Origin of the sequence: Paenarthrobacter ilicis (genome assembly GCF_016907545.1) — a bacterium.
In the GTDB taxonomy this organism is placed as follows: Bacteria; Actinomycetota; Actinomycetes; order Actinomycetales; family Micrococcaceae; genus Arthrobacter; species Arthrobacter ilicis.
In genome coordinates this window covers 3,066,326-3,080,585 of sequence record NZ_JAFBCD010000001.1, presented here as the reverse complement: position 1 = coordinate 3,080,585, position 14,260 = coordinate 3,066,326, and the positions used below count along the sequence as shown (strand labels likewise).

Here is a 14,260-nt window from a genome sequence, read left to right as displayed (position 1 = left end):
GGCATCACAGTGCGTGCGTGCGTTCGCGACGGCGGCCGCGGCGCTGTTCGCCCAGTGGCTCCAGTGCCGTGGCTTCTACCGCCTTGGATTCGCCGACAGGAACGTGGGAGGCGCGTGCACTGTCCTCGCCTGATTCTTTCCGGTTGTAATACGTGTAGTACTGGTAACCGTAGTCCTCGCCCTTGGTGGACTTGCGGGACACGCCATTGATGATCAAGCCCAGTGGGCGTCCCTTGACGCGTTCAAGGTTCTGCAGGGCCCGCTTGAGCTGGTCGTACGTGGTTTTACCGGCGCGGCTGACCACCAACGCCCCGTCCGTGCGGGCCGTCAGAATGGCGGCATCCGTCACGGGAAGCAGCGGAGGAGCATCCACCAGCACGATTGCGTGCTTGGCGATGTCTTCCAGCATGGAATGCATGGCGTTGGATCCCAGGAGCTCGCTGGGGTTCGGAGGTACCGAGCCTGCACCCAGTACAAACAAATCGCCGCTCTCACCCCACGGCTGGAGGACATCATTGAGCGTGGCCCTGCCAATCAGGACATCGGTGAGGCCCACGTTGGTCAGCAAACCGAATGTCTTGGCTACGGTGGGCCTGCGGAGATCGCCGTCCACCACCACAACCCTTTGCCCGGACGCTGCTATGGTCTGGGCCAGGTTGGCCACCACCGTGGTTTTGCCTTCGCCGGGGAGCGCGGAGGTGACCACAATGATCCGGGGAGGCGCATCCACGTCCATGAACTGGAGGTTGGTGCGGAGCTCACGGATTGCTTCCGCCACGGCGTAGTCCTGGTGGTTCTTGTTCTCCAGATCGTTGCCGCCACGGGAGAGCACCAAGCGATTGACGCCGTCGAAGTTGGTGTGGAACGGCACGGTGCCGATTACTGCGACGCCGGTCTCGGACTCGAGCTGGGCTGCGGAGCGGACGCGGCGGTCGAAGATGTTGCGGAGGAGGGCGTAGCCGATTGCAAGCAGCAAGCCGGCTACGATGCCGATCATCAAAGCGAGTCTGGTGTTTGGGGACGTGGGGGACGTCGGCAGCTGGGCGGCGTCGAGGGATACGAAGCTGACAATCGACGTTTCGCCTGCTTTAGCGCCGCCTCTTTCGAGCTGGTCCACCTGCTGGCCTACGGCCCGCACCCATGCTTCAGCCAGGTCCCGTGCGGACTCCGGAGTGCTCGCTTGGGCGGTGAACTTCAGGGTCGCGGTGTCCTGTGGGTTCTGGGCGGAAATCCGGGAGATCAATTGCTCGGGGGTGGTGCCTTGGAGCTTAAGGTCATCAATGACGGTCTCCGCCACAGAACGCGATTTCGCAACGTCAAGGTAGGACTTGGCCCGGGACTTGGAGTAGCTTTCGCCGGCCATTGCCGTGCCGAGGTCCTTGTTGACCCCCACGGAGATGATGCCGGAGGCATCGGCGCTGTAAACCTTGGTTTGCGTCAGCGTCCAGCCGAAGGCAGCTATGCCGCCCACCAGGGTTATGGCGATGACCGAAACCCAATGTGCGCGGAGGACTTTCCAATAGTCCGTAAGCTCCATGAAATTGTCCCCCTGCTGCTGTGTTGCGTCGACACAAAAGAACGCAGCTGTTGCACTGCGTCCTTTATATCGTAACGTGCTGTTCTAAAGGGGCTACCCACCTTGAGGTGGGATGGGGGGAAATATGACAATGCAGGATACTGACCATCTCAGGTCTATCGAAGATAATTCGCCAGACGTTTCGGCCTTGGTGGAGGAACAAAAAGACTGCGTAATTGGTGCTGTTTCATTGAGCAGGCTTTCCGGTCCGTTGGGGGTCTTGGATGCCGTGGGACCACGCGAGAGCGTGGACATTTATTTTGTGAACTCAGGGTTTCTTCGTGATCCGTCCGGTGCGCTGGTTCCGGCCGCAGAAGCAGTGGTGGTGGTCCCTGGCGGACAAGGCCTCCCCATGCCTTTCGCAGGTGATGGTACTGCCCTCCGCATCCGCATCCAGAGGGCCACCGCGGAGACGTTTGTTCCCCACGCCCTCGACAGTCTGACGGTGAGCCTTGTTCCCTCCCGGTTGGATTCTGCAGCGGCTGCCTTTGTGGCTGCCATCATCGGTCAGCCGTCCCTTGACGGTTCAGCGATCGAGTCCTATGCCACTGAGCAGATTCTTCTTGAGCTGACCGGAAGCCTCCTCCTGGATCACTGCGGGATCTCGTGGAGTTCCAACACCCTGACCTCCGTCCTGAGGGATGAGGCAATGGCAGTCATTGCCCAGCGCTGCGCTGACCGGGAGCTGAATCCTGAGGCTGTAGCCAAGGCAGTGCAGTCTTCCCTAAGGCGGGTCCAGGCGGCCTTCGCTGAGGTGGGAAACTCCATCGCCGCTGAGATTCGCCGGCAGCGCGGGCGACTCGCCAAGAACCTCCTCAAGGATGCGCGCTACGACGTTTTGAGCGTGCAACAGATCGCGGAGCAGACCGGTTTCGGGACAACCGCGGCGCTACGCAGGGCCTTGGATGAGCTATATGGATGTGGACCCAAGGACCTCCGCGAGCGACGCGCGAAGCAGTGAATATTGCGTTGTTCCCTCCGGAATCGGTCAAATCGTGCAGACCTTGAATCATTCAGCGACAAACTCGGCGTTCGGGGCCTGATCTGGACTTTTGCCCCAAAATGCATGGGTAGTGTCTATGCCTGATGGGGGAACTCGGCATGTGCTGGATTCCAACCGATGGCATTCAACCTGAGTCGAAAGAAGAACATGAGCGACGAAATCAACGTTTCCAGGCCGCACTCCCGCCGCGCGGTCGTCAAGGGCGCAGCATGGTCCGTGCCCGTGATCGCCGCTGCTGTGGCAGCACCTGCAGCTGTTGCCTCAGTCAACACCCTGGGCCTCGCTTTCACGGCTTCGCAGACCGCGCTCCTTTCCCTGAACCTCCTTGACGGTGGTGGCGTCCTCACTGCACAGGCGCTGGTCACCGTGCCCACCACGGTGACCTTCACCAACGGTCCTGGTGCCGTCACTGAGAACGCAACAGTGACGGTCTCCGTTGCCCGCCCGGCCGGTATCAACCTTCCCGTTGGACGTGCGCGCGGCTTCGGCGTGTACTCATTCAACGGGGTCCCCACAACATCGGGCCAGCGCACCGCGGTCTACCAGAGCGCACCGATTGTTGGTCAGTTCGGTTTCCCGGCCACCACCTGGACCGGCACCAACGTCCCTGTCACTGTTGCAAGCAACGGCGCCCTGAACCTGCCGATCGTTTTCGGTCTGGCCGGCACAAGCACCGGTGTGACCATCAGCGCGTTGTCCAGCTTCGCCGTAACCATCCAGGTTGTTATCGGTGGCCGTACCCTGACAGCCACCACCAGCATTTCGGTACCAGTAGGCGCAGGCATTCTTTAGTTTCTACTCGTCGGTATTTGCGGAAACGCGTTGGTCCTTGTGGCCGACGCGTTTTCGTGTCTCCGGAACCCTGAATTAGTGTTTGAAGAGGGCCGTCAGTGGTTGCTTTTTTGGCATGGCGTCCATCTGAACAAAGGTAGGAACATGCAGGCAAATGACATCCTGGTAGATGCCCTGGGCAGTGTGGTGCGGGTTCGTTTTGATTATTCCTGCAATGGATACGATCCTGATTTATTCAGTAAGCTGACAACCCCTTGGTCCGACGCAGTTGTTGCACCTTCCGGTCTTAATGGGCCCGCCGGAGACAATGAAGCCGAAGTCCTGTGGCCCTTTCCTGACAGCAGCGGCCTGTCCGGATCCGTGGCCGAACTGTCCACCCACACCACGCTGGCTGCCATTGAGGCGCAGCGGGGACGCCTGCTGATGCTGCATGCGGCAGGTCTAACTGATGATGCCGGGCGGGTGCTGGTTCTGATTGGACCATCCGGACGCGGAAAAACCACCTTGGCTCGAACTCTGGGGACCAGCCTTGGCTATGTCACCGATGAAACTGTGGGCATCGAAGCCAACGGCATGATCCACCCCTACCGGAAGCCCCTCTCCGTTATCCGTTCGGGTGAGGCGTACAAAGAGCAACTTGCACCCTCATCATTGGGGCTGAGGGAACTGCCTCAGGAGCCCCTGCATCTGGGGGCCCTGGTGCTGGTGTCCCGCACGAATGACCATGCCGGAAAGCCCCGGATAACTGCCGTGGGCCTGTGTGCTGCCCTTGCCGCTTTGGTTCCGGAGGCCAGCTATCTTTCAGACATGGACCGTCCATTGCAGACCTTGGCCAGGCATGTTGATCGCTGCGGTGCCATCAAGGAAGTCATCTACGCTGAAGCCTCAGACCTGGTGCCGCTGGTGGAGGCCATGTTCAGCCGGGAAGAACCTGACCCCTGGGTGGCTGTCCTGCCGCAGGAGTCAGCGTACGGCACCGAGCACTCCTTGTCCGGAACACGGTACGTTCCAGCACCCGTTCTGGATGCTGTGGAGGCCGCTGGCCAGACCGCGATCCTCGACGCCAACCGAGTGGTAACAGTCCTTGATGGTGTTGCTCCGTTGGTGTGGAGTGGCTTGTGCCACGGCCTGGATTTCGCAGCGTTGACCCGCCACGTGGAGGCCCGGTTTGGCGCTCCACCGCACCAGGAACTGGATGACGCAGTGGCGGGGGTTCTGGAAGCCTTGGCGGAGGCTGGACTGGCACTGCGCGAAACCACTCTGCAGTCGTGACGCCCATGGCAACAAAAGAGCCTGTCCGTCGCCGTCGTTTCCTGCGTTCGCCGTGGTTCCACGCGCTCTTGGCGTTGGTAGTTGTTGCCTTGGTTCAGGGATTCCTGGTGAAGGTTTATCAGGTCCCTTCAGGTTCAATGGAGCAGACCTTGAACGTTGGGGACCGTGTGCTGGTCAACCGCATTGGGTACTCACTGGGAACACCCCAACGCGGGGACGTGGTGGTGTTCCGAAAGCCAGCCACGTGGGGAAAGCCGCCGGAACGTGGTTTTGTCCGTACCGCCGTCGGATGGTTTGGCGAGGTGACCGGCATCGGACCTGGCAACACCGAGTACCTGGTCAAACGGGCCATCGGGCTGCCCGGAGATACCGTGGAATGTTGTGACATCGACGGGAAGGTCTCGGTGAACGGCGAGGCCGTTGACGAACCTTACGTCTTTCAGGACCTGCCGTTTACGGCGGGTTCGCTTGATTGCACGACGGCGGTCAAGTCACCTCGCTGCTTTCTCCCACTGCACCTCGGCGCAGATGAATACCTGTTCATGGGCGATCACAGATCCAACTCAGAGGACTCCGTGGCAGGTTGCCGGTTCCCTGCCGCCACCGCGGAGTGCGTCAGGACTGTGCCGGCGTCGGACTTGGTGGGCAAGGTTGACTGGTTTATTTATCCGTTCAACAAGTGGGGCAGCAACGCTGACTTGACCGGTGTGCACTAGGCGGGACTTGGTTCCAGGATCTGGTGGGCCTTGGCCACGGAGCGGTATTTCGCGAAGAGCAACAGGCCGGTCACTGTTTCCACCACGGCCAGGCCCAGGAAGAGCAGCGCAAGCGAATCGCTGACGGTCAGGAGCGCCACGCTAACTGCCAGGTAGAGCAGGGAAGAAGCAACCCGGATCCAGAAGACCTGACCAACCAATCCAGCCCGGCGCAGGTAGGTGAAGGGCAGCGTGCTGGGGATGGTGATGAGCTTCCAGAGGCATGCCAGGGACAGCGCGCTCATGGTGACCACATTCCAGGCGGTGCCGAAGAGCGCGTTGAACACGCCAAGGACTTCGAGGAGCAGGATCGCAGCGATGGCCAGCACGCTCAGGCCGGACATTCCCAGAACCAGACTCCTGGAATGCGCACCCAACAGCCTGGTCCGCATGTATCCAAGAATGGGTTGGAGCGCTCCCAGGACTGTGATGGTTGCTTTGAGAGCCACTGCCTCGTCATTGCGCTGAAGCAGGTAGACCGTGGCTACGATGCCCAGCGGCACCAAAGCCACCATGGCAGTCTCCAGCGTGATCCAGGCGGTGGGGGCCAGTCGCGGCCGGCCGGAAGCCTTGTAGGGAGCCTTGATTGCACGGATCAGGATGGCCACGATCATAGCCAGTCCCAGGACGGAGACCGCCCAGGGTGACTTCTGCCCGGCCAACACCAGTGCACCTCCTGCCCCCAGCACCAACGCGGAGGCAGTGAGGGCCTCCATCCTCCATCCTGCCGTGAATGCTGCATGCATCCGGCCTATTTGGAGCGCCAGCATTGCGCATGGCAAACCTACGGCCATGGCTGCAACGGAGCCCGGGAAAATGACCATCCCCAGGGTGCCCGCCACGCCCAAAGCCGTTGCCCATAAAGGTATGTAGGTCTTCTCCATCAACGAGGTGTCAGCCATGCGCGGTTCCAGCAGCCCGGCTGCCAGGACTCCGGCAATGAAGGACCCGAAGCTGAGGAACAGTGCTATGTGGGCTTGGTCGTCAAGGGCAAAGAGACGGGCTGCCACGCCCTGGACGGCGGCCGGAACAATGGCTGTCACTGCTCCCGAGGCAACCATGATCAGTGACTGAAAAGCACCGCGGCCTGTAGCGGTAGCAGCGGTCATACTCTCACAGTCCGGGCTGCGGATTGGAGGCTTTGGGTCAGGGACTCCAGCGTGGCGTGACTGTTCGTTACGGCCTGGTTGATCGCGGCGTCGTAGTCAACCCGCGCATTCTCATCGGACAGAAGCCGTGTGAGCTGGCTGCTGACGGCGTGCGGGTCGAAGGAAAAGGCGTTGTGAACGTACTCCTGAAGCCCCAGGTCCGCGAAAGCTGCGAACCCCTTTCGCTCATAGGAAAGATGAATCACGTAGTGGCCGGCCTGGAGAGCCATGAGGGCTGCATGGAGCCGTACGGCAACCACAACGCGTTTGGTCGTGGCGTCGTTGAGGAAATCCTGACGCTCAAGGATTTTCCGAGGATGCAGGCTTTGCATGGGGGACAGGTCTTGGTTTCCACCCGTCTGGCTTTGCACGTAGCCGTCAAAGGAACCAATCAGTGACGCAAGCTCAGTGATGGGTTCAGGCAAGCCACCGCGGAGATTGCGCACGGAATACACCGGCACGGCCTCCACAGGGCGGGTGGTGCGCGATTGAACGCGCAGTACGGCCATGTCCGGAGACCGCTTTACAACAGACGGCAACCCGAGTTCATCAACCGTACGGTCATCGCGCGCCCAGACCCTGCTTAGCTTGCCCAGGTGTTTCCGGAACCACGGAGCGCTCCGAAGCCGCAGTGGGCCGATGCTTTGCGGCAGGTAGACCACCCTTGACCCGTGACGGCTGGCGGCCCGCAGTTGAACCCCGTGGACAAGCAATGCCTTGGCGAGCTCGACGCAAGTACCCCCGCGCAGGTAGCCCCCGCCAACCCCAACAACCAAGTCGAAAGTTTTCAGGTCCTTCAAGGTATGGAGGTATTCGCGATTGTAGCCACGCAGCGTGGGTTTGCTGCCGCGCAGGGTTACCCCCGGAAGGTCGAAGCTGTCCGGATCCGATGCCAGAACGGTGAGTTGGACATCCTCTGATGGAAATGCCTCGTTGATGAGTTCAATCGCCTCGGTCACCAGCATGCCGTCGCCGATGTTGTTGGCACTGTACGCGTGCAGGATCAGTACTTTCATCGCTGAAGAACCCTTTCATACACAGCGGTGTGAGCGTCCACGCTGCTGTTCCAACTGAAACGTTGTGCCCAAGCCGGGCCCGCTGCACGGACGCCCGCCAATGCCACCGGATCGCTGAGGGCGCCAGCTATGCCTCGCGCCAGCGAGCCGGCGTCGATCCCCTCGAAAATCAAGGAGGGCCCTGCGACCTCTTTGAGGGAACCCCTGTCCGAGCAAATAACCGGTGTGCCGGCAGCCAGAGCCTCGAGGACCGGAAAACCAAATCCTTCATACAGGCTGGGGAAGGCGAAAAGTTCAGCGTGCTGCATCAGTGCCACCCTTTCGTCGTCGTCCACAAACCCAAGGTTCACGACATCCGCGGAGTTAATTGCGGCCATTGACTCATCGGCGTTCCAAGCAGGCTTGCCGGCAATCACCAGCCTTACGCCGAGCTCCTTCAGAGGGGGCATCGAGAATGCACGGACCAGTTCAACGAGGTTCTTCCGGGGCTCGATATTGCCCAGGTAAAGCACATAAGGAGTGGCCGACAGATGCTGAAGCCGGTTGCTCAGGGGGCGATGCCGGGCGAAGTGCTCAGTATCAATACCGTGGGGAATGGTAGTGATGCGTGCAGGGTCCACCCCAAATACGTGGGACACGTCGTCAGCGCTGGAGTTTGAAACCGTGATGACCGCATCAGTGGACTGGATGGCGCGTTGGACCCTTGTGCGCCAGATCTTTTCCTGACGCGGTGAGCGGGCGGTGGTGATCCAACGGCTGGCTACGCCATGGACGGTAACAACAGAGGGGGCACGGGTGGGTAGCAAGGGACCTGTGTCGGCGCTGTAGTGAATCACGAAACCCGGTGATCGTGGCAGCGTCAGTCCCTGCCACGTTTCACCCAAGGCCGTCAGCGCGGCACGTTGTGTTGAGGCTAGCTCAGTGATTTCCACACCGCGTACCTTGAGCCCCTTCGCGATTTCCCTCGCATAAGTGGTGTTACCGCCCACATGTCGGGAAAGGATCCTAGAGGGGAATGCTACTCGTTGGAGTTGGTTCACAAGTCGCTGCCTTTCGGGGCATAGAGGTCACGAAGTGCGGTCTGGAGTGTTTGGCGGTTCATCCGGTCCAGGAGTTCCTGATTGGCTGCCTGCGCCAAGGTGTGTGCTTGAGGTGTGCGAAGAATCGAGTGGACAAGCTCAGCCACTCCGTCGGGATCGGGGGCCTGCAGTAGCCCGGAACCTTCGAACGCCGGTATTGCCCTTGCTGCCACCGGGATACCTTGTGCCGCGGCGTCCAGAACGCTCAGGGGGAAACCTTCATAAGCTGCGCTATGGACGTAAACCGAACTCGCGGCCAGGGCAGTCGCCACCTCGGTGGAGGGCAGCCACCCAGTGACCTCAATGCCTTCTTGTTCCAAATGCCCTCGCAGCACGGGATCACCATCACCAATCCACTGAAAGCGCGCATGGGGTATTTCACGGCGTACGGAAGCGGCGACTCGTTGAAAGAACAAAGGATCCTTCTGCCGGCTGATGCGTCCCACCATGCTGATGGTGGGGGACTCATCGCCTGCAGCCCTTTTTCCGGCAGCATCCGTCCTGGGGATGCTTGGCAGATTGGGAATTCGAACGCAGGTGGCCTCCGGTTTGAGCTCATGGACAAGACGCGTCTCATGCGATGTCAGTGTTCCGAACTTCCACGTCCGGCGGGCCAGGAACTTCTCCACCCGCTGGAACAGCATCCGTTGTAAAGCGGGTGTGTGGGGATCGTCATGTTTGAAGCAGTGCGGCTCGTAAACAACAGGTGAATCCAAGGGCTTAGCGCGCGCATAGAGGCCCGAAAAACTCGAATGGGCGTGAACCACCCTGGGGGAAACAATGTTCACCGTAGTTTTCACTGCTGCAATTCGCCCCAGCAGCCCTTGGCCAAGATCATGGTGGGCAATAACCAGGCCGTTCCAGACCGGCGCGGGACTGCCATTCACGAATGGAGAGAGAATAGTATGCTGGAATTCCGGAGGGCTGTTCTCAATGTAGCCACGAACCGCTTTCGGCACACCGCCGTCGATGCGGTCAACTACGTGAAGTATCTTGTCAGACGCACCTCGAATGACCATCGTGCTCCCCCAAATAAATAGCAAGTGAGACGCAGTCCCATACCAACTGCTGCCTCCGCTGTACACGAATACAAGGAAGTTTTTGGTTGGGGGAGAGTTGCGGTTCAAGTCCAGGTTCAAGGATACCGGATGTGGGCTGTATTTCAGATTACTGCGAAGCGGTCATGGTAAGCCTGCTGTTCAATTCGAAGTTTCGAATTGCGGTAGGTTTAACGGGTAATTGCCTGCCCGCGTGCGAGGGAATCATCAGCTGATCCCCGCCCGTCGCAAAGGCGTCCAAGGGGAGGACAGCGAATGACCAGGTGGGTAGCCATTGCCTACGGGGCTCTGGACCTCAGGGGATGGCATGAAAACCACGCCGGCGTTGAGGTAATGCTGTTGGCCACAGTGCCTTCGGAACCACTGGGACTGATCGGCGCCCCCGCTTCCCTTTGGCGGCGTTTGGTGGCAGGCCCGGTGGCGGACACTGCGCTGACTCCAGACGAGCGGCTTTTGGTTCGGGAGTTTGCTTCGGTGGGGCTTGCCTCAGGTGACGAGGGACATCCGGCACGGGTCAGGCGTCTGGAGAAGCCATGGCTCAGCTCGCCCCTGCATGAAATGGTGTATGCCCTGGTGGCCAGTGTTGCACGGGACATCCACATTGGGGTGGTGGCCATCAAAGGGCCCACCCTCCACCGCCAAGGCCTGCGGGACCGGGAGCACTCCGGGGATGTGGACATCTGGGTGCACCCGGACCATGTGGAGGTTGTCTGCCACGCCCTGGAGCAGTGGGGCTGGAACGGCCAAGCTGACCAGTGGTCCGGGCTCTCCTTTAATCACTCCACGGCGCTGGAACCCGGTGAGTGGGGTTGTGAGGTTGACGTCCACCGCCACATTCCCGGCTGTTCCCTAAGCGATGACGCGGTCTTCGCATCACTTGTGCAGAGCACTGAGACCACGTCATTTGCGGGCGTCGCCGTACTCACGCCGGACCTGCCGGCCCATGCGGTCCTGTTGGCACTCCACGAGTTGCGGCCGGAAGCCCGCCACGGTAAGCCGCCTGCACAAGCGCACGAAGTTGCGGAGAGGCTCAAGGTGGGTGGTGTGGACTCTTTGGACTTCGCCCGGGAGATCAAGGCGCTGGCCGTGTTGGAACCCTCCCTCCGGCTGGCCTTCCCGCGCCATTCGTTTGTTGTTGACCACAAGATTCCCCTGAACTGGAAATGGCGCGAAAGCAGGGGGTGGTGGCGTGCCTACTGGATGATCTTTGCCTCGCTTTCGCCGAGTGAACGCCGCCTTTTTGTGCAACGCGCGGTGTGGCCGCAGCGGGAAGTGCTGGCTGCCTCGGAGGCCCGGGCGGGACGGTCTAACGCTGGGCTCATTGGCGCGCGCGTGCGGAGACTGCGCAAACTCCTGCGGTGGTAGTGGGCGCCGCAAATCAGGCACGGCGGCAAGGCAAAAGAAACTTGGTATTGGGGGCCACGCAGGTGAGGGACTTGAACATGGGGATCAGCAGAACCGAAGAACGCGGAGCTGCGCTGGGCGTTACTGAAACAAGTGCTGAAGAAGCCCGGCCATCAGGTGACGGCCGGGCTACCAAGGTTTCCATACGGCAATTGGTAGCCACAGGTCCGTGGTTTCAGCGCTTCATTCTGCTGAGCGTTGTGTTTATGCCCTTCCAATATGCGCTGACCTTGTCAGTAGGTTTCCCTCTGAAGATCAGTGAGATATTGGCCGTCCTGGGCATCGCAACCTATGTCCTTGGCAAGCGATCCAAGCCCCGCCGCATGGATGTCGCCGGCGGTGCCGCGCTGTTCCTGGCAGTGGCCACCGTCCTTTCGGCGATCGTTAATCTCACCCCAACCGCATCCGGGCTCCGGACGATTGGGTATGAGCGAGGATTCCAGACCGACCTGCTGCTGTACAGCGGTTACGCCTTCCTTGCACTGACTTTTTGGGCTGTTTTGCGCCGGGTTGAACGCCCCAAAATCGTGCAGGCAACCGTACTGTCCATATGGCTTTGCGGTGCGGCCGTACTCCTTCAATGGGCGTCTTCCCTCACCGGAAATACGTCCATTATCGGGCTCCTAGGTTTCCGTACATTGGGTGTGGACGGCACCGTTGATACTTTGCGTTCCGGGCCGTTTTTGGAAGGTCAGCACCTGGGCTTTTATGCGGGCGCGGCAATCCTTGTTGCCTTGTACAACCGGAGCTATTCTGCAGCTGCGATAGCGGCGCTCTGCATCCTCTATTCACAGTCCACTACTGCTTATGCCGGCCTTGCTGCGGGCATCGCCCTGATTGTGGTGCTTAAGTTCTCCAAGGTGGTTGTACCTCTGATTGCCGCTGCATTAACGGGAGTGCTGGTACTGCTTTTCTCGGATACGCTCAGAAATACTCTGGGCCGGCAACTGGCCAAGCTGGGGTTCACGGAATTCGCACCGGACTATCAGTTCGCAACAACATCCCTCAACCAGCGTGGTGTCAAGACCGAAATATCTTTTGATATGAGTTTGGACAACCCCATTTTTGGGGTTGGTCCAGGGCGGTATGGCGCCTTTTTCGACCAGTACGTGAATGGTCGCCAACTCCCTTGGATCTACTCAACGGACCAGACCCGGCCGATTGCCGAGAATGCCTATGCACATGTTGCAGCCGAGCTGGGCTACTTTGCTTTGATCGCCTTCGGCCTGCTGGTTATCTGCCTGATTTGGCGCAACCGGCGGACCTCGCCCGTGTTGGTGATGGTCGCCATTTTTGTGGCTCTGGGTGTAGCCACGCAGTCGTCATGGACGTTTCTACCCATCTGGACGGTGTTCGGCTTGCTCGCCGCAGATGCTCCGGGCAAAGAACCTGATGCAGGTCCACCTGCGGCCGCCGTCCTTGGCTAGTAGGCCCCGTCCTTGGCGACAACGGCTTTGGCCGTCCTGAACAGGATGACTATGTCCTGAGCGAGTGACCAGTTCTCCACGTAGTAGAGGTCAAGTCGGATTGACTCTTCAAGCGAAAGGTCATTCCTGCCGCTCACTTGCCACAAGCCCGTCATGCCCGGTTTGACCAGCAGGCGGCGGACGGATGCGAAGTCGTACATCTCCACTTCGCGTGCAACCTGGGGCCGGGGACCAACCAAGCTCATGGTGCCATTGAGAACGTTGAGGAGCTGGGGGAGCTCGTCAATCGAGTAGCGGCGGATCCAGGCACCCAAGCGTGTGACGCGCGGGTCGTCCTTCATCTTGAAGAAGATGACGCTGTCCTGGCTCTGGGCCTGGAAGGCCTCCAGAAGCGTTTCGGCATCATTTCTCATGGAACGGAACTTGATCATCCTGAAGGACTGGCCGCCCTTGCCAATCCGCTCCTGAAAATAGAAGGCCGAGCCCGGACTGTCCAGCTTGACCATGATGGCGACGATCGCCATGGGGATGGCCAACATCGTCAGGAGAATCAGAGACAGGCCAATATCCAGGGCGCGTTTCGCGAAGGCTTTTACGCCACTGAGTTTGGGAGTGGTCACGTGAATCAGGGGCAGCCCCGCCACTGGCTGCATATGGATTCTGGGGCCGGAAACATCTGTGAGAGCTGGGGCGACGATCATTCCGACGTCGCGAGCTGCCAACTCCCAGCCGAGCCTGCGCAGGAAGGCAGGGTCCAGCTGGGCGCCACCGCACACTGCCACTGTATCGGCGCCCGATTCGGCGATGGAGTCCAAAACCATATCAACGTCTGGTGTGGTGCCCAGGACGCGGAGATCCTCGCGGACCGTCTTGCCTGTGTCGGTCAGCAGGGCTGCCACCGGTTTGTAGCCGGAAACGATGTGCTGGGTGAGGCGTCCGTAGAGGTGGTCCACGTTATTGGGTGCGCCGATCAACAGAACGCGGTGGAGGTTCTCTCCCTGGAGCCGGCTCTGGTGAAGATACCTTCTCTGGAGCAGGCGGACTACCAGGATGAGGGCCACGCCCAGCGGCAGTGCTACAGAAACGTAACCCCGTGCAGTCTGCAATTGGAAGACGTATGAAACTACAGCCAAGCCACCGAAGAGCCACAGCGATGAAACAGCCACACGTTTGTACTCGTCGGTTCCGGTTCCCAGGACCTTCCGGTCCCTTGTGCCGCCGAACTCCAAAATGCCCGTCCAAGCAATGATCAAAACCAAGGAGAGCGTTGTGTAGGACAGCTCTGTGTCTCCGCCGGCAACCGTGACGTCATCAGTTCCGAACCTCAGGAGATGGGCGCCGGCTACAGCCACCACCACACAGGCCAGGTCCAGGAAGCGCATCTTGATGCTCTGGGCGCGCAGCCACGTTGAATCGGTGCTGGTGACGGCAGCGGGGGCAGCTGATACAGCGGCGCTCATGCTAGCCCGAAAAGCTCGGAGACGTGGCGGAATCCGCCAGTTTATGTCCGCCGGGATGATCCAGCAAAGATATAGGTGTATTCACGATTTCAGCCCCCATAGCCCCCAATCGCCCATAAGGGCGAACGTAAATTACCGGCATAAGTCGGCGCTTGGCGCCTGACTTTACGTCGGTAATTTCCATGCTAGGCGCCAACGAGCTGCATCTCAAATTCTGAGTGAATGGTCAGCAGGATGTTAATCGACTACAAAAAACAAAGGAGTCTTTCG

The 14,260-nt window shown here is 60.0% G+C and carries 12 protein-coding genes; 6 read left to right on the top strand and 6 right to left on the bottom strand.

Annotation, left to right across the window (positions count from 1 at the left end; all coding sequences use genetic code 11):
- Positions 1 to 4 precede the first annotated feature (4 nt).
- Positions 5 to 1,537, bottom strand: coding sequence for a tyrosine-protein kinase domain-containing protein (locus JOE60_RS14035; protein WP_167263872.1), 1,533 nt, complete (start codon positions 1,535 to 1,537; stop codon positions 5 to 7).
- Between the two features lie 301 nt (positions 1,538 to 1,838).
- On the opposite strand from JOE60_RS14035, the gene JOE60_RS18540 reads away from it, so the two are divergent.
- The 4 genes from JOE60_RS18540 (at position 1,839) to lepB (ending at position 5,359) form a co-directional block, all read left to right on the top strand.
- Positions 1,839 to 2,537 (top strand): helix-turn-helix domain-containing protein, encoded by a 699-nt coding sequence (locus tag JOE60_RS18540; RefSeq protein WP_167263870.1) that lies wholly within the window; start codon positions 1,839 to 1,841, stop codon positions 2,535 to 2,537.
- 189 nt (positions 2,538 to 2,726) lie between these two features.
- Positions 2,727 to 3,371 (top strand): hypothetical protein, encoded by a 645-nt coding sequence (locus JOE60_RS14025; protein ID WP_239528867.1) that lies wholly within the window; start codon positions 2,727 to 2,729, stop codon positions 3,369 to 3,371.
- A 144-nt stretch (positions 3,372 to 3,515) separates the two neighbouring features.
- Positions 3,516 to 4,643 carry an ATP-binding protein gene (locus tag JOE60_RS14020; protein WP_167263868.1) on the top strand — a complete coding sequence of 376 codons (1,128 nt, stop codon included), beginning with the start codon at positions 3,516 to 3,518 and terminating at the stop codon, positions 4,641 to 4,643.
- A 5-nt stretch (positions 4,644 to 4,648) separates the two neighbouring features.
- Complete coding sequence (gene lepB / locus JOE60_RS14015) at positions 4,649 to 5,359, top strand: signal peptidase I (RefSeq protein ID WP_167264204.1); 711 nt, start codon at positions 4,649 to 4,651, stop codon at positions 5,357 to 5,359.
- On the opposite strand, the gene JOE60_RS14010 is transcribed toward lepB, so the two are convergent.
- The 4 genes from JOE60_RS14010 to JOE60_RS13995 all read right to left on the bottom strand — a co-directional run bounded on the left by JOE60_RS14010 (position 5,356) and on the right by JOE60_RS13995 (position 9,768).
- A complete protein-coding gene (locus JOE60_RS14010; RefSeq protein ID WP_167263866.1) occupies positions 5,356 to 6,507 on the bottom strand; it encodes a hypothetical protein in 1,152 nt (383 codons plus the stop codon). The genes lepB and JOE60_RS14010 overlap by 4 nt on opposite strands.
- Positions 6,504 to 7,562, bottom strand: coding sequence for a polysaccharide pyruvyl transferase family protein (locus tag JOE60_RS14005; RefSeq protein ID WP_167263864.1), 1,059 nt, complete (start codon positions 7,560 to 7,562; stop codon positions 6,504 to 6,506). The genes JOE60_RS14010 and JOE60_RS14005 overlap by 4 nt, the downstream gene beginning before the upstream one ends.
- Positions 7,559 to 8,494, bottom strand: coding sequence for a glycosyltransferase family 4 protein (locus tag JOE60_RS14000; RefSeq protein ID WP_204814933.1), 936 nt, complete (start codon positions 8,492 to 8,494; stop codon positions 7,559 to 7,561). Before JOE60_RS14000 ends, JOE60_RS14005 begins: the two co-directional genes overlap by 4 nt.
- Before the next feature lie 104 nt (positions 8,495 to 8,598).
- On the bottom strand, positions 8,599 to 9,768 hold the full coding sequence (locus tag JOE60_RS13995) for a glycosyltransferase family 4 protein (protein WP_167263861.1): 1,170 nt from the start codon (positions 9,766 to 9,768) through the stop codon (positions 8,599 to 8,601).
- Between the two features lie 186 nt (positions 9,769 to 9,954).
- Here JOE60_RS13995 and JOE60_RS13990 point away from each other — a divergent pair, with 186 nt between their 5' ends.
- Positions 9,955 to 11,064: a nucleotidyltransferase family protein gene (locus JOE60_RS13990; RefSeq protein ID WP_167263859.1), complete on the top strand. Its 1,110-nt coding sequence runs from the start codon at positions 9,955 to 9,957 to the stop codon at positions 11,062 to 11,064.
- Positions 11,058 to 12,530, top strand: coding sequence for an O-antigen ligase family protein (locus JOE60_RS13985; RefSeq protein ID WP_167263857.1), 1,473 nt, complete (start codon positions 11,058 to 11,060; stop codon positions 12,528 to 12,530). The genes JOE60_RS13990 and JOE60_RS13985 overlap by 7 nt, the downstream gene beginning before the upstream one ends.
- Here JOE60_RS13985 and JOE60_RS13980 read toward each other — a convergent pair.
- A complete protein-coding gene (locus JOE60_RS13980) occupies positions 12,527 to 13,990 on the bottom strand; it encodes a sugar transferase (RefSeq protein ID WP_239528866.1) in 1,464 nt (487 codons plus the stop codon). The two genes, JOE60_RS13985 and JOE60_RS13980, sit on opposite strands and share 4 nt — an antisense overlap.
- Positions 13,991 to 14,260: the final 270 nt, after the last annotated feature.